Below are 21,340 nucleotides of genomic sequence, written 5' to 3' on the forward strand. Positions count from 1 at the left end.
TGAGGTGTTTTCTTGTAAGAAACATCTTTAAAATGATACTATTAGACTATTATTGAGGTTAAAAACAGCAAAAATACAAAGATTGTAGGTGGTGCCTTATGAAGAATGAAAAAGTGGTCTTAATTGCTACTGGTGGCACAATCGCAAGTAAAAAAAAGGCAGATACAGGACTATTGGAATCCGGTGTCATTTCTGGGGAGGAAATTGTAAATTATTGTGATATTCCTGCACATATTGACGTGCAGGTCGAATCCATGCTCCAAAAAGCCAGCATGCATCTTACGTTTGATGATTTATTAGCGTTAAAAGAGCGAATCGATTCATATTTAATGGATGACCAAGTTTCTGGAGTTGTCGTTACCCAAGGCACGGATACGTTAGAAGAATCCTCTTATTTTATGAATCTTATTACCAATCATGAAAAACCAATTGTGTTTACTGGCTCACAGCGTTCACCTGGTGAAGTTGGGACAGATGCTTTTGTTAACATTAAGCATGCGGTTTTAGCTGCATGCTGTAAAGATTTATACCATGTCGGAGTGGTAGTGGTCTTTAATGAACGAATATTCCATTCACGTTATGTAAAAAAAGAGCATGCTTCTAATGTGCAAGGATTTAATTCGTTCGGTTTCGGTTATTTAGGAATTATTGATAATGAAGCTGTGCATATATTTCAAAAACCATTAGAAAATGAATATTATGAATTAACAGCACTATTACCTGAGGTCGATATTATCAAATGTTATATGAATGCAGACGATAAATATATAAGGGCGGCAAGGGAAGCAAATGTGGACGGCATTATTTTAGAAGGTGTTGGCAGAGGTCAAGTCACGCCAGGAATGATGTCTGAAATTAGACGCTGCGTCGAATCTGGGATTACCGTCGTTATTACAACATCTGCAGTTGAAGGCGAAGTGTACACAACATATGATTATAAGGGAAGTACTTTTGATTTAAAACAGGCTGGTGTTATTTTAGGCAGAGATTACGACAGTAAAAAGGCACGTATAAAATTAATCGTTGGTTTAGCGAGCGAACATAAAGATATAGCCGCATTATTTAACCCGAACTAGGCAAATGTCCATCCAACTTTAGATTTTACATGAAATTTATACCTCACCATTTTATTTAGCAATAGTAAATCATGGGGCATTGTTGGTTGTTTTTCCATTCGTCCTCTTAGCTATTATTTTGCCAGTGCAAGAGATATTATCGTCTAGGTAAACTGTTTATTTGACTTGCAACGTTCATCATGGGAAAGGATAGGGAGCTATGTTTTCTATATTATCAGCTGGTGTTGCGCCAGCTTTGGCATTAATGTCATTCTTTTATCTAAAAGATCGTTTTACTGAACCATTAACCTTAATTGCTCGCAACTTTATTTTAGGAATGTTATTAGTTTTCCCTATCATGTTTATTCAGTATGTTTTTCAAGCTGAAAGTATTGTGAATAGTCCTATGATGGAATCATTTTTGCTTGTAGGTTTATTGGAAGAATTTTTTAAATGGTTTATTTTTATGTACGCTATTTATCACCATTCTGAATTTGATGCACATTACGATGGAATTGTATATGCAGTCGCTATTAGTCTTGGCTTTGCCACATTGGAAAATGTATTATATTTATTTACTAATGGAATCAACTATGCTTTTATACGTGCTTTCTTCCCCGTATCTTCTCATGCTTTATTTGGAGTTATAATGGGCTATTATTTTGGGAAAGCAAAAATCACTTCTGCTCACAAACGCCGAAACATCTTCTTTGCTTTCTTAATCCCATATTTGTTACATGGGACGTATCATTATATTCTAACCGTTGTCTCCAGTAATTGGATCATTGTTTTAGTACCATTTATGATTGGTTTATGGCTTGTCGCACTGCATAGGATGAAGGTAGCTAATATGACACATTCATCCTTGCAAAATCTAAATGAAAATAAGCAAGAAACTCAAGCAATGAAGCGTCTACCGTAAACACTTATCCAAAAACATGCTAAAAAATATATTTGTTATTAAACGACTAATTCAATCAAGAAGAGGCTGGACATAAGCAAATACTATATAGCAAAAGCCGAATAATTGTTCGGCTTATTTGCCTTTTAAAAATTTCTCTCACCGCTATGTCAAAATACTTCGCTTTCCGCAAGTCTCCTTATCTTCCTCGAAAAGCAAAAACCGCTTTTGCAGGTCTCCTCAGCTCGCGTTGTTCTAGCAGTAGTCTACTTATCTTGACTACGTTAAAACTAGCGTTTACACCGTTGGCGATTTATTGTTCGTTTTTTAATCCCCATGTTTTCCTCTCCTTTCTTATTGATTTGAAAGATCTTTACTTATCCATGTTTTCCAATATAATTTATCAAAACAGAATGCTCACTTTTTATTACACTTGTTTAAAGATGTTCGCATTTAAAATCTACCGCCTCCATAGACCGATTATCTATCAGCTTGTAAGTATACTGACTACATAATTTGTATTCACTTTTTGATAAAGTAGTACATGAATAAAAATAACTTTATAACAAAAACTAACCTAACAAAACCTTGAAGAGCAGGAGGAAGTTGTATGACGAATAAAAAACTACCGATTACATTGTGCCTCATAAGTTTTTTATTTCTCGGGATGTACTTTATGCAACCAGAAAAAACATCACATGCATTTAGCTCACAAGTGATTCAACATGGTGCGGTCGGTGAGGATGTTATAGAATTACAAGCAAGATTACAATATTTGGGTTTTTATAATGGGAAAATAGACGGTGTATTTGGTTGGGGGACATATTGGGCATTACGAAATTTTCAATATGAGTTTGGTTTGGAAATAGATGGATTAGCTGGAGCAACAACAAAGCAAAAGCTTGCTAAGGCTAGTAAATACGATGAAGCATACGTAAAACAACAAATCAATCAAGGGAAAAAATTCACTCATTATGGGGGTGAGCAAAGAAATAAACAACCGACTGGGCAAGGGGGAAATAATCAAAACCAGGGGGATCAAGGAAGTAATGTTGCTGTCAATGTTCCACAAGGGTATTCCCAAAATGATATACAGTTAATGGCAAATGCTGTTTATGGGGAAGCAAGAGGAGAACCATATGTGGGGCAGGTTGCCGTTGCAGCTGTGATCCTAAATCGTGTAGAAAGCGCTACATTCCCGAATACTGTCTCAGGCGTTATTTTTGAACCCCGAGCATTTACCGCGGTTGCAGATGGACAAATTTGGCTGACTCCAAATGAGACAGCAAAAGAAGCTGTATTAGATGCTATTAATGGTTGGGATCCATCGGGAAGCGCAATATACTATTTCAATCCCGATACAGCTACTTCAGGGTGGATTTGGACAAGACCACAAATAAAAAAAATCGGAAAACATATTTTTGCAAAATAGAAAGGTGTGAAGCATATGATTCGCTGGATACTAATAGCTGTTCTTACTATAGGAATAGTAGGAACAGGATTTTGGGGATACCAGGAACATCAGGAAAAAAATGCGGTTCTCATCCAAGCTGAAAACACGTATCAGCGAGCATTTCATGAATTGACCTATCGGGTTGATGTGTTAAATGACAAAATTGGTTCGGCACTTGCTATGAATTCGAAGCAACGGTTATCTCCACAGCTAGTTGAAATTTGGCGTATTACTTCAGAAGCATTATCTGATGTCGGTCAATTACCTTTAGGATTATTACCGTTTAATAAAACAGAAGAATTTCTTGCTAATATCGGTGATTTTACCTACCGTACCGCAGTTCGAGATTTAGAAAAAGAACCTTTATCGGATAAAGAAGCAAGATCATTAGAACAATTATACAAACAATCGGGTGAAATCAAAGATGAACTAAGAAAAGTACAACATACAGCACTTGAAAACAATTTACGTTGGATGGATGTGCAACTTGCTTTAGCCAATGAAGATGAGCAGATGGATAATACGATTATTGATGGTTTTAAAACAGTGGAGAAGAAAGTGGAAGGTTTTGCTGAAGGTAACGGTGATGCTTCAACGTCCAATAAAACCGTAAGAGACCATGAATTTAAATTCTTAACAGGAGAACCAATGTCTTCAAAAAAAGCACTTGCCAAAGCGACAAAACTCTTACGTGTAAACAATATAGATAAATTAAATATTACGGAAAGTGGAAAAGGGGCAGAAGTTCCTTTATACAGTATATCCTACCGAAACGGTAAGGAAAGTGGTTATTTGGATTTATCACAAACCGGTGGCCACCCATTAACCTTATTGATTAACAGACCAGTAAAGCAAAAAAAAATCAGCTTAAATGAAGGAATGAAAAAAGCAGAGGATTACTTGAAAAAAAATCAATTTGAAGATATGGAGGTATTTCAAAGTGCACAATATGATAATATCGGGGCTTTTTCCTTTTTATACAGTAAAGATGGTGTCCGTTATTATTCAGATGCGCTTGAAGTCAAAGTAGCGTTGGACAATGGAGAAATTCTTGGTTTAACCGCTATTGACTATTTTATGAATCATAACAATGATAGAAAATTGGCTGAACCGGAAATAAGCGAAAATGAAGCAAAAGAAATGGTTAATCCTAACGTAGATATTCAAGAAAAATATTTAGCTGTGATTGATAATGACCTTGGAGAAGAAGTGCTGACGTATGAATTTCTGGGAACTATGGGAAATGAAACATATCGTATCTTTATTAATGCGAATGATGGGCGCGAAGAACGAGTAGAAAAATTAAGTGGATCAGAAGTTAATTATGCTAGAGGTTGACAGTTATGTCTTCCTCTTTTTTTGCTTTTCTGTAATAATAGGTATAAAGGACTATTAATTGCAGGAGGTGTTGAAAATGAAAATAGGAACGGTTCTTCAATTAGAGGTCGTAAAATCGGGAAAGGGTCGTAATCATACTGCCAAAAAATACCGATGCAAAGTAGTAGATAAAAATGAGCAGAATCTATATATTGATTTTCCGGTAGACATAAAGTCAAAGAAAACAGCTTTTTTTGCAAAGGGAACGATATTTGATGTTACGTTTATAGGCCCAGATGAAGTAATTTACCAATTCCGTTCTAAACTAGTAGCTAAAGTAAAAGGGAAAATTCCTGCATTAGCTATCCAACCACCAGGGAGTGATATACGCCGAATACAACGAAGAAATTTTGCCCGCGTGGAAACAGTTGTTGATGTTGCTGTCCATTCTGAACAAAACCTGTTTCCACCCTTTACTACGGTAACTAACGATATTAGCGGAGGAGGGCTGTCCATTATTGTTCCTAAAAACCAACTATTAAAAGGAGAATTAGCTCATCTATGGATGGTTTTAGCAATGGCAAATGGACAATTTGTGTACCCGCATGTACGAGCAAAGCTTGTTCATGAACAAAAGCGGAATAATGGTATTTTAATCGCTTCTTTCCAATTTTTAGCATTGGATGTTAAAACAGAGCAGTGGATCATACGTTTCTGCTTTGAAAAGCAGCGAGAGGCAAGAAGAAAACAACTATTTCATCGTTAACAAGCGTGATAAAGGATGGGGATAGACCATTAGGAAATGAATATGTTATTATTTAATAGAGCCTGTTCAAAAATGTGATATAAATATGATCGTGGCGAAAACCATAGGCATTTTTTTATGACCAGAGCATTCATAACTTTTAAAGTAATTACGTGTGATTATAACTAAGCCAATGTGTACATTCGTTCGTTCTATTTTTTATTTGTTTTTTGAACATCCCTTATATGATAATTTTACATATACTTGGCATTGCCAAGTTTTTTCAGGATGAAACGTATAGAGAGGAATGGATACCATTCATGAAGAAGTCAATCACGATTGCCATTGATGGTCCTGCAGCTGCAGGAAAAAGTACCGTAGCTAAAATAGTAGCAAAAAGGCTATCCTGTATTTATATTGATACTGGAGCAATGTATCGAGCACTTACTTGGAAAGCGCTAAAAAATTCTGTTAATGTAAATGAGGAGGGAGAGCTAGTTACATTATTACAAGATACAAATATAAAGTTGGAACAAAGTGATCGTGGCCAGCTCGTTTTTGTTGATGGACAAGACGTTACAGATGTCATCCGATCTAATGAAGTAACCAATCATGTTTCTTATGTTGCACAACATCCAAAAATCAGAAAAGAAATGGTAAGGCGTCAGCAATTGTTGGCAAAACATCGTGGAGTAGTAATGGACGGGCGAGATATAGGAACGCACGTGCTTCCAGAAGCAGATGTAAAAATATTTTTAATTGCTTCTGTAGAAGAGAGAGCAAAAAGAAGGTATGAAGAAAATATAAGAAAAGGAATTCATGCTAACCTAGAAGATTTAAAAATAGAGATAGAACAGCGTGATGAAATTGATTCAAAGCGGGAGGCATCCCCCTTATTAAAGGCAAAAGATGCGATTGAAATTGATACAACGTCCTTATCTATTCAGGAAGTAGCTGATAAAATTCTTCAAGTAGTGAATAACCATCAGTAAGAGGAGAGCAATATGAATTTATATCGTATAGCAAAATGGGTTGTTTCTATTATTTTTTATCCGCTGTTTCGGATTCACGTAATCGGCAAGGAAAATGTTCCTGAATCAGGACCTGTTATTATATGTTCTAATCATATTTCTAATTTTGATCCGCCCGTTGTTGGGATTACATCTCCGAGGAATATTTATTTTATGGCGAAGGGTGAGTTGTTTGAACATCCTTTGTTGGGGAAATTACTAACTAGTATTCAAGCTTTTCCAGTTAAACGAGGGATGCGGGATCGAAATGCCTTAAGAAAAGGTCTGCAAGTTTTAGAAGCAGGACACACATTAGGGCTTTTTCCAGAAGGGACAAGAAGCAAGACAGGAGAGTTACGAAAGCCGCTTGCTGGAGCTGGTTTTTTTGCATTGCGTTCAGCCGCTGCTATTGTACCTTGCGCAATTATCGGTTCTTATAAACCGTTTAGACGGTTAAAAGTGGTGTATGGTGAACCGATCCCCATGGAGACGATAAGGGAATCCAAAACTTCTGCACAAGATACAGCTGATATCATTATGGAAGAGATTCAAAAATTATTGGATCTCCATAAATAAAACTACATTACTTGACAAATAATTATAATTGTTAGAAGTTATAAAAAAGGATTATTTTTTATTGCAATCATTTCTATCGTTTTTAAGTTAGTAGAAAGCTTAAGTAGCTTATTACATAAAGTTATTTGGGATTTCGATATGATTTTAGGAGGGCTATGGATATGAATGAAGAAGCAAACAACGAACAAATCAATGTAACTGTAGGAGATACTGTAACCGGAACAGCAGTAAAGGTGGAAGAAAAGCAGGTGCTGGTTGATTTCGGATACAAAACGGAAGGAATTTTACCAATAGGTGAACTTTCCAATCTTCATATTGATACTGCCGGTGATGTTGTAAGTGAAGGAGACACTTTAACATTAAAGGTGAAAAAAATGGAAGATGATGATATTATCCTCTCCAAAAAGGCCGTAGATGCAGAGCAAGCTTGGGAAGATCTGCAGCAAAAGTTTGAAAATGATGAAGTATTTGAGACAGAAGTAAAAGAGGTCGTTAATGGTGGGTTAGTTGTTGATGTAGGATTACGCGGTTTTATTCCTGCTTCCTTAGTGGAGACATATTATGTAGAGGATTTCAGTGATTACAAGGGTAAAACACTAACCGTTAAAGTAGTTGATCTAGTACGAGATCAGAACAGGGTCATTTTATCTCACCGAGCTGTAGAAGAAGAAGCGTTACAAGAAAAGAAACAATCCCTGTTGCAGTCACTCGAAGTAGGTCAAGTTATCCAAGGTACAGTTCAACGAATAACTGATTTCGGTGTATTTGTTGATATCGGTGGTGTGGATGGTTTAGTACACATCTCACAATTGGCACATGAGCATGTAAAGCATCCTTCTGATGTAGTAAAAGAAGGAGATAGTATAGAAGTAGAAGTTTTATCTGTTGACCCAGATAGTGAGCGAATTTCTCTATCAAGAAAGAATGCGTTGCCTGGTCCATGGTCAGGTATTGAGAAGCGTATTTCTCGAGGAGATGTACTAGATGGAACGGTAAAACGGCTCGTTAACTTTGGTGCATTTGTGGAAATTGAACCAGGTGTTGAAGGATTAGTTCATATATCTCAAATTGCTACCCGTCATATTGGAACACCTCAGGAAGTACTTGAAGCAGGGCAGCAGGTAAAAGTTAAAGTGCTTGATGTCAATGAAAAAGAAGAACGTATCTCTTTAAGTATTAAAGAATTAGAGCAAGAGAAGGAAACAAATGAATATAAACACTATGAAAAAGACGATGATCAATCAGGCTTTCATATTAGCGATTTTATCGGTGACAAATTAGATAAATATAAACAATAATGTTTTCACACATATAATTCCTTCATTTTATGTGTAGGGATAAGGCGTTTTTCCTTTGGAAAGACGCCTTTTTTTGTGTGTGAAGATAAGAAAGCAAAGAATGAGTGCTTAGGGATAACAAAATAACCGAAAGCCCACGTCCTGCGCATGAGCCCAGCAACGATGGCACTTTAGAAATGCGAAATCGCTCTACGTTAAGGTCTCATCGGTTCGATCGCTGAGAGGAAATCTCTTGCATGTTGGATTTACTTTTCTTATAAGTCTTTTAGCTCGTTCATTTATCCACGCTTCTGCTTGTTTCCATTTGTTATAACTTATAGTAAAAGATTAAATTTGAGACATACTAAAATTGTCACATGATAATTGTGTTCGCACTTCACTTCCCCAGTTTATCCTGTATGTTCCAAAGTTGTAGGTAATTAAAACAGGCTCCAGTGGGGATAACGGAACATAAACGTTTGGTTCGTTCAAGGGTCTTTAGCTCATAACCTCATGATAACAATCGGTGGGAATGTGATTAAGGTTCACCTTATAACAACATCTTCACCCGCTTAAATTTCGCGATTTGTTAAAGTACTATGGATGTAGAAATAATTAGATATAAACATTAGAAAGCTACACTTTATATATGGCAGGTCTTTTACAGAACCTCTAAAGTCCAGTAATCATGGAGGGAATTAAATGAATGAGTATACGATGCCAATTTTATTTGGAGTCATCATTGGAACTTTAGGAAGAATTCTAATGTTAAGAACGGATTATAGACAATACCCTACTTATTTACATGGAAAAGTAATCCATGTATCTTTAGGTTTTATTGCAGCCTCACTGGGTTCTGTTGCTATCCCAGCTATTATGGAATTGGAATTTACAGCTGTTACATTTTTAACAGTTGCAGCAACTCAATTTAGAGAAGTACGAAACATGGAAAGAAATACACTTACGGAAGTCGATAGTTTTGAATTAGTACCTCGTGGAAAAACATATATTGAGGGAATTGCTATTTCATTTGAAAGCCGAAATTACTTAGTTATTTTCACTTCATTTATCTCAACACTAACTTTTATTGTATTTGATGTATATATTGCATTAATTGCTGCTATTGGCTGTTTAGGTATTTCGATGGTTTTAATGAGTGGTAAAAGAATCAAAAATATTGTGCAAATTGAGCATTGCCCACTCCATTTTAAAGGTGCTGGACTATATGTTGACAATATTTATATCATGAATATCGGTTTACCAGAAAGACAGGATGAAATATTAAAATATGGATTGGGTTTTGTATTGACACCCAAAAATATCAATACGATTACGACGATTGCTAATTTAGGCCAGCGTCAAGCGATTTTGCACGATGTATCGGTAACCTTAGGAGTATTCAGAGATTCTGGAACACCAGCGCTAACTCCGTTAATTAAACGAGATTTAGATGATGGTCGGATTGGGATATTCATTCTTCCTCAAATTCGCAATGTGAACAAAGCAAAAAAGGTAATCGGAGCTGTTCCAGTGCTGGAAAGCGCTATACGTATGCCGTCTGAATCGTCTTTTTTTAGATGGAGGGGAGATGAATAATGAAAATAGAAAAGGCTATTTTAGCAGTTATTACGACAAATCGTTCTATCGTTGAAGGAGGCGCACCTATTTTTGTTTGTGAAACCCGAAAAGAGGCAGAAGATATCTCAGCTAATTTAGAAGCCATTACGGATGGAATAGCCCATGAATTAAGCGAAGAACTATTTATCATTGTAAAACATTAAATCCCATTTATCTCCCATATAAGATGCCATGAAACTTCAACTTAAGAGGTGAAAAAGCAACAAAGAAGTCGAAGTAGGAGATATTGACATCCAAATTCCCAATTCTCTTGGATCACAAGATATCGGTTGTAGGAGACATGACATGATAGGTAGAAAAACGTTCATTTTTTACAAGGACAAGAAAAATTTCAAAAGCAACATTGAAAACGTCTTCTTCAACAGAACTTAAGCTTTTAATCTTTGTTCTCCTCCTAGTAGGAAAATCATACTAAATGCAGTTTCACTTTATAATTGTGCGTCCGCCTTACTTTTGCTATGATAGAGGTTGTTCAAGCTGGTTAGTAATAAAATACAATGGGTTTGTAAAAGTAAATAAGCTAAATAATTGGATTTACTCCAAGAGAATGGATAATAGCTGTTTTATTATATTCGTTATATTACGAATCGAGGATCTGCTTAACAAATAACTCATTGGATACAAACAAAACACGTTAAAATAAGACGTAAAGAAAGGATGTTCCTTTCATGAGGAAAGCAACAGTAGCAATTGTAGGAAGACCAAATGTTGGGAAATCAACTATTTTTAATAGATTAGTTGGAGAACGTATATCCATAGTAGAAGATATCCCTGGTGTTACGCGGGACCGAATCTACGCTGAGGCAGAATGGTTAAATACGACTTTTAATCTCATTGATACAGGTGGAATTGAAGTAGGAGACGAACCACTATTAGTAAAAATGCGCCAGCAGGCTGAAATAGCCATTGATGAAGCCGATGTCATTATCTTTTTAGTTAATGGACGTGAAGGGATTACTGCTGCTGATGACGAGGTAGCTAAGCTGTTATATAAATCCAACAAACCTGTCGTATTAGGTGTTAATAAAATGGACAACCCGGAAATGCGCGAAAGCATTTATGAATACTACGCTCTTGGATTTGGCGAACCATACCCAATATCAGGATCTCACGGGCTAGGCTTAGGAGATTTATTAGATGAAGTTGTCCGTCATTTCCCTAAGTTGGAAATGGACGAGAAGGATGATGATACGATCTACTTTAGTTTAATTGGACGACCAAATGTCGGAAAGTCATCATTAGTGAATGCATTGCTTAATGAAGAACGGGTTATCGTAAGTGATATAGAAGGAACAACCCGCGATGCTGTTGATACAAAGCTTCATAAGGATAACCAAGATTATGTCATTATTGATACGGCAGGGATGCGAAAGCGCGGGAAAGTATATGAGTCCACTGAAAAATATAGTGTATTACGCGCTTTAAAAGCAATTGAGCGCTCCGATGTTGTCTTAGTTTTATTAGACGCAGAAACTGGGATACGAGAACAGGATAAACGAATTGCTGGTTATGCTCATGAAGCTGGAAGAGCAGTGGTTATGGTCGTTAATAAATGGGATACGATTACTAGAACTGAAAAAGCAATGAAAGAATTTGAAGCGGAAGTACGGGCTCATTTTCAATACTTGGATTACGCCCCACTCGTCTTTTTATCTGCAAAAACAAAGAAACGGTTGCATACATTACTTCCTTCCATACAATTGGCAAGTGAAAATCACGCAAAGCGGGTGCCAACAAATGTATTAAATGATGTGGTTATGGATGCCATTGCGCTGAATCCTACGCCAACTATAAAGGGAAAACGGTTGAAGGTTTTATACGCCACACAGGTGAGTGTAAAGCCACCACGCTTTGTTATCTTTGTAAATGAACCAGAATTGGTGCATTTTTCTTATGCGCGGTTTCTAGAAAATAAAATCAGGGAAGCGTTTGGGTTTGTAGGTACCCCAATAAAAATAGTTGCAAGAAAGAGGCAATAAGGAGGAGATAATATGGCGAAGGTAGCAGTATTAGGGGCAGGGAGCTGGGGCACAGCCTTGAGCATTGTACTTGCTGATAATCAGCATGAGGTGCGGTTATGGACACATCGTGCGGAACAAGCAAAAAAAATAAATCAAACGAGAAAAAATGATCAATATTTAGATGCAGTTATACCAGAAACTATCACAGCTTATTCCGATCTAAAACAGGCGATAGCAGATGTTACTGCCGTTGTATTCGTTGTACCAACTAAAGCTATCCGTGAGGTAGCTAAGCAATTAGATCCTCTTATTTCCCCTGAGATGACCATCATTCATGCTTCGAAAGGGATTGAACCTGTTACATTAAAACGTGTTTCACAAATGATCGGGGAAGAATTAACCGATTTTAAGGAAGAAGAGATTGTTGTTCTTTCTGGTCCTAGTCATGCTGAAGAAGTGGCCTTACGACAGCCTACAACTGTTACGGTCTCGTCTGTTGATCAAGATCGTGCGAAATTAACACAAGATTTGTTTATTAATGAGTCATTTCGCGTTTATACGAGCTCGGATGTGTTAGGGATTGAGCTTGGTGGTGCTCTGAAGAATATTATTGCTTTAGGTGCTGGAATCTCAGATGGTTTAGGATACGGGGATAATGCTAAGGCAGCTTTAATGACAAGAGGGCTTGCAGAAATAGCCAGATTAGGGACATCATTAGGAGCCAATCCATTAAGTTTTCTAGGCTTACCTGGTGTTGGCGATTTAATTGTTACATGTACAAGTGTGCACAGCAGAAATTGGCGAGCCGGAAATTTGTTAGGAAAAGGAAACAAATTAGATGATGTCCTTGAACAGATGGGGATGGTTGTGGAAGGAGTAAGGACCGTTAAAGCAGCTTATCAATTTGCGAAAGAACAGCAGGTAGAAATGCCGATAACAGAAGGAATTTATCAAGTATTATTTGAAGGAAAACAACCAAAGAACGTTGTTGGTCAATTAATGAACCGTACCAAACGGGAAGAAATGGATGACCTTGCTCAATTGTTGATGGAAAGGTATTCGCAATAACACGAAGTCGTCTTCTTGCATATACTGTGTTTGAGTTCACTTAGCAGGGAGGCGAATACGTGAATAATTTTCAAAAAGGCCTTTTTGACAAAATTCAACAAAAGGCAAATATTAATCCAGATGATGTATTTAAAGTGGCAGATTCTGTGAAGCATGCCGATTTTTCCGATGAGAAAACTGTACGTAAGCTGGTTCGTCACTTGAGCAAACTAGCAAATAAACCCATCTCCAAGGAAAAAGAAGATAAAATTGTTCAGTCAATTGTCAAAAATGATATGCCCATGGATATGAATTCGTTAAGTAAGATGTTTAAAAAATAAACGTACTTGGGCAAGTGAGGATGCAATCTTCCATATTCTCGCATATAATAAATCGCACAAGCATTCATAGATAGAGTTGCAGTGGATAATTATTTAGTCATGCCGGGATGGAGACAGCCCCCTTCATCTCGGATTTTTAATGTTTTACAGGTAGTCTTTTTCCACGTAACTACGCTGTTTATGTTATAATACGTGGTGCAATAAAGAATTGATTTTAGGGGTGGAGAAATCATGTCACAATCTATGCTGAACATGTATATATCATTTGCCGGTATGGCTTTTTTACTCGTTGCAATCGGTCTTATTTTCCTGGCAAGATATAAATTGACTGGCTGGTTAGCTGGAATTATTTCATTCTTCGCATACATAGCTTTAATTTTGGGGAGTCTTATCATTCTTTATATTGTATTTAGTGGTCCAACAGGTTAGGACAAGGGGGTACTATAATGACGTATAAGACATATGGAAAAATCACAATAGTTATTCTGATTACGATCCTGTTAAGTGGTTGTTTATACCCAGATGAGCAATTATCCAAAAACCAAGTTCCTAATCAAGACCAATTGGAGGCAGTTCAATCTGCAGTGGAACAATATCGGGAGCAAAATGGCGGGCTTGTGCCGATTCGTACAAAAGATAACGACACACCAATTTTCCAGAAATATTTACTTGATTTTTCCAAATTAAAAGAGGCGAATTTGTTAACAGAGATACCTGGTAACGCATATGAAAATGGAGGCGTTTACCAATATACATTAATTACGCCTGAAGACAACCCGCGTGTAAAACTAATTGATTTACGTATTTCTGAGGCAATCCGTAGTGTAAACGTAAAATTAGACATCTATCGTGATGAACATCTTTACCCACCATTTAAAGAAGAAATAGTGGATGGAATTTATACAATTGATTATGAGAAACTTGGGTTAGATGCTGCACCAACTGTAGTTAGTCCATATTCCAAGGAAAATTTGCCTATTGTCATGGATACGGATGGGAAACTCTATGTAGACTATCGAATCGACTTAAACCAAGCGCTACAGGAAGAAGACCACAATTATGGGCCAGGTGACGATATTCGATATGTGTTGGCTGATAACACACCGTTTGTACCAGTCTATTCCCTTCCCTATACAATTGAGAAAGGTGAACCAGTGTTTTTACAAGAAAATAAATAAAAGTATCATATTTGAACCCTTGAAACAATATATTGTTTCAAGGGTTTTTTTGACAACATAAGAAAGTATAAAAATTTATTGCTTTGGGATAAGGGAATAACAGAATAGCCACGTCCGGTGCAAGCGCCCAGCAACTAGGCAATTTCACGAATCGCTCTACGATAAGTTACCATCGGTTGTAGATAAGAGGAAGGCCGACTAAATACGGGCTTGCCGCTCAGGCGTCAGCATACCCCTTGTTTTAGTGGCATGGTTCCTAAAACTTTAGTTGCTTCGTTCCAGTTGCTACGTTGCTAAACGGGAGCTTACACCTTCATAAGGGCCTCTTTCCATGCTGCGTGATGATTGAAGGTAATAAATGCTTATCTAACCATAAGTGGGGGATAAATGAAGACACCCAACTGATTAAAGGACTTTATTCAACATAGCGTAAACTAATTTTGCAAGCACTCCAAATCAAACATTAATACTAATTCGCTATATAAGGTTGTTTTAGCTGGAGAGAAAAGCTATGAAGAATAGAATTATATAAGGCAGCTAGGCACTTACATGATTTAGGGACTTAGCGCTGCCCAGTTTTATTTAACTTTTACACATATTCAGGCATATTTTGATAGGACAACATCATAGACTTGTAATGTCAATTATTCATAGTTTGTGCGTAAAAAAGTAATGGAGATCGGGAGGGGATCTTTTGGAAAGAGTGGATATTTTTAATGATATTTCAAAACGGACAAATGGAGATATTTACTTAGGTATCGTCGGAGCGGTTCGTACAGGAAAATCAACGTTTATTAAAAAATTTATGGAGCAAGTTGTATTACCGAATATGGACGACGAAAGTGAACGATCACGAGCACATGATGAATTACCACAAAGTGCTGCTGGCAAAACAATTATGACTACAGAACCAAAATTTGTACCTAATCAAGCAGTTTCAGTTCATGTGGATGAAGGGCTAGATGTAAATATTCGTCTCGTGGATTGTGTAGGATATGCAGTTGAAGGTGCAAAAGGGTTTGAAGATGAAAATGGTCCGAGAATGATTCATACGCCGTGGTATGAGGAACCGATCCCTTTTCATGATGCAGCTGAAATTGGAACTAGAAAAGTAATTCAAGAACACTCTACGATTGGAGTCATTGTCACTGCAGATGGTTCGTTTGGAGAAATTGCCAGAAATGATTATGTGGACGCTGAAGCGAGAGTAGTTGAGGAATTAAAAGAGGTAGGAAAACCATTTATTATGGTTCTTAATTCACAGCGTCCAACCAGCCAAGAAACAGAACTATTACGACAAGAGTTAGTTGACAAATATGATATTCCAGTGTTGGCAATGAGCATTGAATCCATGACAGAGCACGATGTTACTAACGTTTTGCGGGAGGCATTGTACGAATTTCCGGTGTTAGAAGTAAATGTGAATTTGCCAAGCTGGGTGATGGTATTAAACGAAGATCATTGGCTAAGAAGAGGGTATCAGGAAGCTATACAAGATACGGTGAAAAACATTAAACGTTTACGAGATGTGGACCAGATTGTTGGAGAATTTTCAGCTTATGATCATATTGACCAAGCGAGATTGGCAGACATGGAAATGGGTGAAGGGATAGCTGAAATTGATTTACAAGCCCCAGACCACTTATACGACGAAGTATTAAAAGAAATTGTAGGCGAAGAGATTAGAGGCAAAGACCATTTACTACAACTTATGCAAGATTTTGCACATGCTAAAAGAGAGTATGATCAAGTATCCGGTGCATTGCAAATGGTCAAGCAAACTGGTTATGGAATTGCTGCTCCCGCTTTGGAAGATATGATTTTGGATGAGCCTGAGATTATTCGCCAAGGGTCTCGATTTGGGGTTCGTTTAAAAGCTGTCGCTCCATCGATTCACATGATCAAAGTGGAAGTTGAATCCGAGTTTTCGCCAATTATCGGAACGGAAAAACAGAGCGAAGAGCTAGTTCGCTATTTAATGCAAGACTTTGAAGAAGATCCACTATCGATTTGGGAATCAGATATTTTCGGGCGTTCACTAAGTTCCATTGTTAGGGAAGGCATACAGGCAAAAATTGCCCTCATGCCAGAAAATGCGCGCTACAAACTAAAAGATACCTTGGAACGAATTATTAACGAAGGATCTGGTGGCTTAATAGCTATTATACTATAGCAGCTGTATGTAGCTGCTTTTTATTTTTTCCAAAAATAGTTTACTGGTCTCATTTAATTTCATCATCATATCAGCAACCAGCTTAGGTAGATTTAAAAACAAAGTGATATAAATAGTAGCCCTCAAAAAAAATCAATGATGAAGGGCTTAGCTTCGTATTGCCTTTAGCCAAGGGTATTTTCATACAAAAGTATACGGATATAACGGAATAGCTACGTCTGGCTTAAGCACCCAGCAACTAGGCGACTTCACGAATCACCCTACGATAAGTCATCATCGGTTCGTGGTTAAGAGGAAGGCCGACTAAAAACGGGCTTGCCGCCCTACGTCGGCATACTCCTGTTGCAGGAGCATGATTCCTAACTTTAGTTGATTCGCTCCAGTCGCTACGTTGCTAACCGGGCGCCTTGCGCCTTTGTTCAAAGAGAAGGAGGGAAACGGCGGTCATGGTTTCTTTTTACTCCTAATTTATGCAGTGAATAGATGACTAATGACAAAATTTGCATCGATAAACATTTATATACCGTACACGTAGTTTTGGGCTTGTGATCGATCATCTTTATCGTATAAATATTCCAACATTCCCCTTTTATTGCTACTCTGTTCTGAGGTGAACATACTTTTTAAAAAAATTTAATAGAAAACGGCAGGATATTTACTAGTTGTGTCGTATACCTATTAATATAGCCGAGTATTGTCTCTAAACATGATTCTAACAAGGTTTCTGTGATAAATGGGATTATCTGCCAATTTTATTATAAAAATTCATGAAAACTGAAAGAAATAAGAAAAAATTGGGGGGAAACTGTTGAATTTTGTTGCAAACTCGGTTAAGATAAGCCATGTCACAGTTGAATTATGTGACATGAAGTATAAAAACTGGCAAAATGGTGAACAAATGATGATAGCTTCTTTTTAATTTGTTCCAATGTCGATTGATGATAAATGGGAGGAGGTGAATGTCATGAATAAAACAGACTTAATTAATGCTGTAGCTGAAAAAAGCGAACTTTCTAAGAAAGATGCAACGAAAGCAGTTGATGCAGTATTCGAATCTGTCATGGATTCACTTAAAAAAGGTGAAAAAGTACAGTTAATCGGATTCGGTAACTTTGAAGTGCGTGAGCGTTCTGCTCGTAAAGGTCGTAATCCTCAAACAGGAGAAGAGATCGAAATCCCAGCAAGCAAAGTTCCTGCATTTAAACCAGGTAAAGCCCTAAAAGACATTGTAAAATAACTATTTTACATAGGGCCTAAGAAAGGATACGCGTTTTGCGTATCCTTTTTTAATAAGATAATGAGGTGCTTGTAGATAACGAAATAACCGAATAGCCATCGTCCAGCAACATGCGACTTTAGAAATGCCCCCTCCAATAAGGCCTCATCGGTTCGTGGCTAAGAGGAGGACCGACTAAAAACGGGCTTGCCTCCCAGACGTCGATATACCCCTGTTTTAGTGGCATGATTCCTAAAACTTAAGTTGGTTCGTTCCAGTTGCTACGTTGTTAACCGGGCGCTCCGCTCTTTGTTCCGTAGATGGCATTTCTACAGTATGACGCACATGTAGCGGCATCTTGAACCAGCGTTAAAAATGACAAAACTAACAAGATGTTAGGTCCTGTTTAACGAGAGCTAGTATAATTTTTGATTAAAAAACTATTTTGAACATACGAAAGGAATGCTACTAATCATGGATAAACCAAGTGTTTCATCTGACTTTTTCGTCATCAAAGCATTAGAAGATGGCGTACAAGTAATTGGATTGACGAGAGGAAACGATACCCGTTTTCATCATTCGGAGAAACTGGATCAAGGAGAAATTATGATTGCCCAGTTTACAGAACATACATCCGCCGTTAAAGTACGAGGCAAAGCCTTCATTCAAACGAGCCACGGCGAAGTTGAAAATAAGTAAGCCATCCATTTGGAAGTTTTTATACTCCAAGTACCTACATATGGGAGAACTAGTAGTTTCATCCACTGCTATTCGAAATGATCTAAGCTTCATTTTACTTTTTATCCAGATTGTTTGATTATTGATTAGCCATAAATTATGCTATAATAGCTAAAGCGAATAGATTGGATGAAGGGTTCAGGTGATTTTTCTTGAATACGTCAACAATGGACATACATTACCTAAAGACAGAAATAGAAACGAAAATAAAGCACTCTTATTTGGAAAAATATATGGACAAGCCCAACATCGATGAAGGAAAGATGCGTTTATTGATTGAAATAATCAACCATTGTTCCTTACCTGAATCCCGTAAGCAAAGATATATCTTAACAACAATGCTTGTTCAAATGGCTTTGGACACACATGACAAAGTTCCAAGTTTGACATCTGAAGAAGAGGAAGAGGATGTCAAATTGCAAAAACAGTTACATGTACTTGCTGGTGACTATTATAGTGGACTCTATTATTTAGTGTTAGCTGAAATAAACGATTTTGATTTTATTCGGTTGCTTGCATCAGCTATTAAAGAAATTAACGAGTATAAAATGACACTCTATTATAATGAGATAGATTCCTTAAAGCACTACATGCATGTACGGAATGTTATCGATACACGTTTAATCGTTCAAATTGCCTCGTTTTTTAGTGTCCCAAGCTTGGGGGGAATTGCAGAAAAATGGTTATATATCATCAAGCTAACGAACGATATGGACCAAATTAAAGCAAATGAAATAAAGTTAAATCCTTGGATAGAAAGTATTACAAATGGGGATGCATTGATCAAACAGCTTACAGAATTATTGTATCGGGTGGAAAATGAAATAAGTCAATTACCGGCGATTTATCACAGTTTTTCACATTACTTATTAACGGAGCTCGCTTCTGTAAGAAAAACATATTTATCTAGTATGGGGGAAGAAGGTTAAGCTATGGCACAATCATCAAAAGAAGAACGTGTCCATCACGTGTTTGAAAAAATATATTCCAAATACGATTCCATGAATTCTATTATTTCATTCCAACGCCATAAAGCATGGAGAAAAGACGTTATGAAACGAATGAATGTACAGCCTGGAACAAACGCTTTAGATGTATGCTGTGGAACAGGAGACTGGGCATTGGTAATGGCAGAGCAAACTGGAAATACTGGAAAGGTTACCGGCCTAGATTTTAGTGAAAATATGCTTTCCGTTGCGAAAAAAAAACAACAAGAACTAAAAATAGAGCAGGTACATTTTATGCAAGGAAACGCAATGGAACTTCCTTTTGCAGATAATAGCTTTGACTATGTAACTATTGGCTTTGGTTTACGGAATGTAGCAGACTATATGACCGTACTAAAAGAAATGTATCGTGTCGTAAAGCCTGGGGGGAAAGCGGTTTGCCTGGAAACATCGCAGCCTACCATACCTGTTTATCGGCAATTATACTATTTTTACTTTCAATATATTATGCCTTTGCTCGGAAAAATAATCGCCAAAAGTCAACAGGAATACGCATGGTTAAATGAGTCTGCCCAAGATTTTCCTGATAAAAAACGACTGAAGCAGATGTTTATCGAGGCAGGGTTTACCAATGTTCAAGTGAAAAGTTATACTGGCGGTGTAGCAGCAATGCATATGGGCGTAAAAGAACCGAATAATGAATTAAGTAAATATTAAAGGTGACATTCATGAAATTAGCTAGAGCTTATGGATATTTAAAAAAAGACTTAAATGAAATCGAACAGACGATTAATGATGTGGTACAAGCAAAGCATCCTGTGCTACGCCAAGCTTCTACACAATTACTGCGAGCAGGCGGGAAACGAATTCGCCCTGTATTTGTGTTATTGGCAGGTCAGATGGGGGGGTATGACTTGGAGCGTCTAAAAACCGTTGCTGTGTCATTGGAACTCATTCATACTGCAACATTAGTGCATGACGATGTGATCGATGATGCTGATATACGAAGAGGAAAGCCCACTATACGAAAAACCTACGGGAATCGGGTAGCCATGTACGCTGGTGACTATATATTGGCTCGGGCGTTAGAGGAAATTACCCTATTACAAGATCCGAAAATACATCGTTTATTATCTAAAACAATTGTAGAAGTGTGTAAAGGCGAAATCGAACAAATTAAGGATAAGTTTGATGGAAGTCAGGGGCTTCGCAATTACTTGCGACGAATTAAACGTAAAACAGCTTTACTTATAGCAACAAGTTGTAAGTTAGGTGCTATTGCTTCTGGACTTACAGAACAAGAAGCGCATAAATTATATCGATATGGCTACAATATTGGCATGTCTTACCAAATCATTGATGACATTCTAGATTTTACAGGATCTGAAAAAGAATTAGGAAAGCCTGCAGGGAATGACTTATTACAAGGAAATCTAACCCTTCCTGTGTTTTTAGCAATGAAGGATCCCGTTCTTGAAAGGAAGATTACAGAAAGTTTACAAGCTGACCCTTCCACTCGCGAAGCACGCTTGAATGAGGTTGTGGAAAACATAAAAGAAACAGATGCAATCAGCGAATCGTATTGTTTAAGTGATTGGTTTTTAGAAAAAGCGCTAAAGCAATTGGAAGGATTTCCTGATAGTCGTCCAAAACAAACATTATTACAAATTGGTAAATATATCGGCAAACGTCGAGCTTAATTTGTTTTTTTTACATAGGTTTGATAAAATTTTATCGGCTAGATAAATACATAAGGTGAGGGGTTTT

Annotated in this window: 21 protein-coding genes and 1 pseudogene; 21 read left to right on the forward strand and 1 reads right to left on the reverse strand. The window is 37.2% G+C overall.

Annotated features, from left to right (window positions below; genetic code table 11):
* The first annotated feature begins 98 nt into the window (after positions 1-98).
* The 8 genes from D1839_RS13370 (at position 99) to rpsA (ending at position 8,355) form a co-directional block, all read left to right on the forward strand.
* Positions 99-1,076, forward strand: a complete 978-nt coding sequence (locus D1839_RS13370; RefSeq protein WP_120380469.1) for an asparaginase — start codon at positions 99-101, stop codon at positions 1,074-1,076.
* Between the two features lie 199 nt (positions 1,077-1,275).
* Positions 1,276-1,977, forward strand: a complete 702-nt coding sequence (gene prsW, locus D1839_RS13375) for a glutamic-type intramembrane protease PrsW (RefSeq protein WP_120380470.1) — start codon at positions 1,276-1,278, stop codon at positions 1,975-1,977.
* A gap of 589 nt (positions 1,978-2,566) precedes the next feature.
* Positions 2,567-3,388, forward strand: a complete 822-nt coding sequence (gene sleB / locus D1839_RS13380) for a spore cortex-lytic enzyme (protein ID WP_120380471.1) — start codon at positions 2,567-2,569, stop codon at positions 3,386-3,388.
* A gap of 15 nt (positions 3,389-3,403) precedes the next feature.
* Positions 3,404-4,747, forward strand: coding sequence for a germination protein YpeB (gene ypeB / locus D1839_RS13385; protein WP_120380472.1), 1,344 nt, complete (start codon positions 3,404-3,406; stop codon positions 4,745-4,747).
* Positions 4,748-4,823: 76 nt separating this feature from the next.
* Positions 4,824-5,492 carry a flagellar brake protein gene (locus D1839_RS13390; RefSeq protein ID WP_120380473.1) on the forward strand — a complete coding sequence of 223 codons (669 nt, stop codon included), beginning with the start codon at positions 4,824-4,826 and terminating at the stop codon, positions 5,490-5,492.
* A 299-nt stretch (positions 5,493-5,791) separates the two neighbouring features.
* Positions 5,792-6,463, forward strand: coding sequence for a (d)CMP kinase (gene cmk / locus D1839_RS13395; protein ID WP_120380474.1), 672 nt, complete (start codon positions 5,792-5,794; stop codon positions 6,461-6,463).
* Positions 6,464-6,475: 12 nt separating this feature from the next.
* On the forward strand, positions 6,476-7,057 hold the full coding sequence (locus D1839_RS13400) for a lysophospholipid acyltransferase family protein (RefSeq protein ID WP_120380475.1): 582 nt from the start codon (positions 6,476-6,478) through the stop codon (positions 7,055-7,057).
* A 161-nt stretch (positions 7,058-7,218) separates the two neighbouring features.
* Positions 7,219-8,355 (forward strand): 30S ribosomal protein S1, encoded by a 1,137-nt coding sequence (rpsA, locus tag D1839_RS13405; protein ID WP_120380476.1) that lies wholly within the window; start codon positions 7,219-7,221, stop codon positions 8,353-8,355.
* 108 nt (positions 8,356-8,463) lie between these two features.
* On the opposite strand, the pseudogene D1839_RS21345 reads toward rpsA, so the two are convergent.
* Positions 8,464-8,529, reverse strand: a pseudogene (locus tag D1839_RS21345) (zinc finger domain-containing protein); the annotation flags it as partial.
* A 507-nt stretch (positions 8,530-9,036) separates the two neighbouring features.
* Here D1839_RS21345 and D1839_RS13410 point away from each other — a divergent pair.
* From D1839_RS13410 to hepT, 13 genes are all read left to right on the forward strand, one after another.
* The gene (locus tag D1839_RS13410) at positions 9,037-9,930 is read left to right on the forward strand and encodes a YIEGIA family protein (protein ID WP_120380477.1); all 894 of its coding nucleotides are present in this window, start codon (positions 9,037-9,039) and stop codon (positions 9,928-9,930) included.
* Positions 9,930-10,115 (forward strand): capping complex subunit for YIEGIA, encoded by a 186-nt coding sequence (locus tag D1839_RS13415; RefSeq protein ID WP_077299658.1) that lies wholly within the window; start codon positions 9,930-9,932, stop codon positions 10,113-10,115. Before D1839_RS13410 ends, D1839_RS13415 begins: the two co-directional genes overlap by 1 nt.
* A gap of 525 nt (positions 10,116-10,640) precedes the next feature.
* Complete coding sequence (gene der / locus D1839_RS13420; RefSeq protein ID WP_120380478.1) at positions 10,641-11,951, forward strand: ribosome biogenesis GTPase Der; 1,311 nt, start codon at positions 10,641-10,643, stop codon at positions 11,949-11,951.
* 12 nt (positions 11,952-11,963) lie between these two features.
* Entirely contained in the window at positions 11,964-13,001 is a 1,038-nt protein-coding gene (locus D1839_RS13425) for an NAD(P)H-dependent glycerol-3-phosphate dehydrogenase (protein ID WP_120380479.1), read from the forward strand.
* 59 nt (positions 13,002-13,060) lie between these two features.
* Positions 13,061-13,321, forward strand: a complete 261-nt coding sequence (locus D1839_RS13430; RefSeq protein ID WP_120380480.1) for a stage VI sporulation protein F — start codon at positions 13,061-13,063, stop codon at positions 13,319-13,321.
* Positions 13,322-13,552: 231 nt separating this feature from the next.
* Entirely contained in the window at positions 13,553-13,750 is a 198-nt protein-coding gene (locus tag D1839_RS13435) for a DUF2768 domain-containing protein (protein WP_120380481.1), read from the forward strand.
* A gap of 17 nt (positions 13,751-13,767) precedes the next feature.
* Positions 13,768-14,499, forward strand: a complete 732-nt coding sequence (locus D1839_RS13440) for a hypothetical protein (protein WP_120380482.1) — start codon at positions 13,768-13,770, stop codon at positions 14,497-14,499.
* Between the two features lie 703 nt (positions 14,500-15,202).
* Positions 15,203-16,672: a stage IV sporulation protein A gene (gene spoIVA, locus D1839_RS13445; protein ID WP_330585519.1), complete on the forward strand. Its 1,470-nt coding sequence runs from the start codon at positions 15,203-15,205 to the stop codon at positions 16,670-16,672.
* 964 nt (positions 16,673-17,636) lie between these two features.
* Positions 17,637-17,909: an HU family DNA-binding protein gene (locus D1839_RS13450; RefSeq protein WP_120380484.1), complete on the forward strand. Its 273-nt coding sequence runs from the start codon at positions 17,637-17,639 to the stop codon at positions 17,907-17,909.
* Between the two features lie 453 nt (positions 17,910-18,362).
* Positions 18,363-18,587, forward strand: a complete 225-nt coding sequence (gene mtrB, locus D1839_RS13455) for a trp RNA-binding attenuation protein MtrB (RefSeq protein WP_120380485.1) — start codon at positions 18,363-18,365, stop codon at positions 18,585-18,587.
* 191 nt (positions 18,588-18,778) lie between these two features.
* Positions 18,779-19,555, forward strand: coding sequence for a heptaprenyl diphosphate synthase component 1 (locus tag D1839_RS13460; RefSeq protein ID WP_120380486.1), 777 nt, complete (start codon positions 18,779-18,781; stop codon positions 19,553-19,555).
* A gap of 3 nt (positions 19,556-19,558) precedes the next feature.
* Positions 19,559-20,290 (forward strand): demethylmenaquinone methyltransferase, encoded by a 732-nt coding sequence (locus tag D1839_RS13465; protein ID WP_120380487.1) that lies wholly within the window; start codon positions 19,559-19,561, stop codon positions 20,288-20,290.
* A gap of 11 nt (positions 20,291-20,301) precedes the next feature.
* On the forward strand, positions 20,302-21,273 hold the full coding sequence (gene hepT, locus D1839_RS13470) for a heptaprenyl diphosphate synthase component II (RefSeq protein ID WP_120380488.1): 972 nt from the start codon (positions 20,302-20,304) through the stop codon (positions 21,271-21,273).
* Positions 21,274-21,340: the final 67 nt, after the last annotated feature.

The organism is Roseburia sp. 1XD42-34 (assembly GCF_009917385.1).
Taxonomy (GTDB): domain Bacteria; phylum Bacillota; class Bacilli; order Bacillales; family Amphibacillaceae; genus Virgibacillus.

Bases quoted from the DNA above. Each gene is read 5' to 3' on its own strand.
- D1839_RS13390 (WP_120380473.1), top strand. From the start codon at position 4,824: ATGAAAATAGGAACGGTTCTTCAATTAGAGGTCGTAAAATCGGGAAAG.
- D1839_RS13425 (WP_120380479.1), top strand. From the start codon at position 11,964: ATGGCGAAGGTAGCAGTATTAGGGGCAGGGAGCTGGGGCACAGCCTTG.
- D1839_RS13440 (WP_120380482.1), top strand. From the start codon at position 13,768: ATGACGTATAAGACATATGGAAAAATCACAATAGTTATTCTGATTACG.
- sleB (WP_120380471.1), top strand. From the start codon at position 2,567: ATGACGAATAAAAAACTACCGATTACATTGTGCCTCATAAGTTTTTTA.
- hepT (WP_120380488.1), top strand. From the start codon at position 20,302: ATGAAATTAGCTAGAGCTTATGGATATTTAAAAAAAGACTTAAATGAA.
- D1839_RS13400 (WP_120380475.1), top strand. From the start codon at position 6,476: ATGAATTTATATCGTATAGCAAAATGGGTTGTTTCTATTATTTTTTAT.
- der (WP_120380478.1), top strand. From the start codon at position 10,641: ATGAGGAAAGCAACAGTAGCAATTGTAGGAAGACCAAATGTTGGGAAA.
- D1839_RS13415 (WP_077299658.1), top strand. From the start codon at position 9,930: ATGAAAATAGAAAAGGCTATTTTAGCAGTTATTACGACAAATCGTTCT.
- mtrB (WP_120380485.1), top strand. From the start codon at position 18,363: ATGGATAAACCAAGTGTTTCATCTGACTTTTTCGTCATCAAAGCATTA.
- D1839_RS13450 (WP_120380484.1), top strand. From the start codon at position 17,637: ATGAATAAAACAGACTTAATTAATGCTGTAGCTGAAAAAAGCGAACTT.
- cmk (WP_120380474.1), top strand. From the start codon at position 5,792: ATGAAGAAGTCAATCACGATTGCCATTGATGGTCCTGCAGCTGCAGGA.
- D1839_RS13410 (WP_120380477.1), top strand. From the start codon at position 9,037: ATGAATGAGTATACGATGCCAATTTTATTTGGAGTCATCATTGGAACT.
- prsW (WP_120380470.1), top strand. From the start codon at position 1,276: ATGTTTTCTATATTATCAGCTGGTGTTGCGCCAGCTTTGGCATTAATG.
- rpsA (WP_120380476.1), top strand. From the start codon at position 7,219: ATGAATGAAGAAGCAAACAACGAACAAATCAATGTAACTGTAGGAGAT.
- D1839_RS13465 (WP_120380487.1), top strand. From the start codon at position 19,559: ATGGCACAATCATCAAAAGAAGAACGTGTCCATCACGTGTTTGAAAAA.
- ypeB (WP_120380472.1), top strand. From the start codon at position 3,404: ATGATTCGCTGGATACTAATAGCTGTTCTTACTATAGGAATAGTAGGA.
- D1839_RS13435 (WP_120380481.1), top strand. From the start codon at position 13,553: ATGTCACAATCTATGCTGAACATGTATATATCATTTGCCGGTATGGCT.
- D1839_RS13370 (WP_120380469.1), top strand. From the start codon at position 99: ATGAAGAATGAAAAAGTGGTCTTAATTGCTACTGGTGGCACAATCGCA.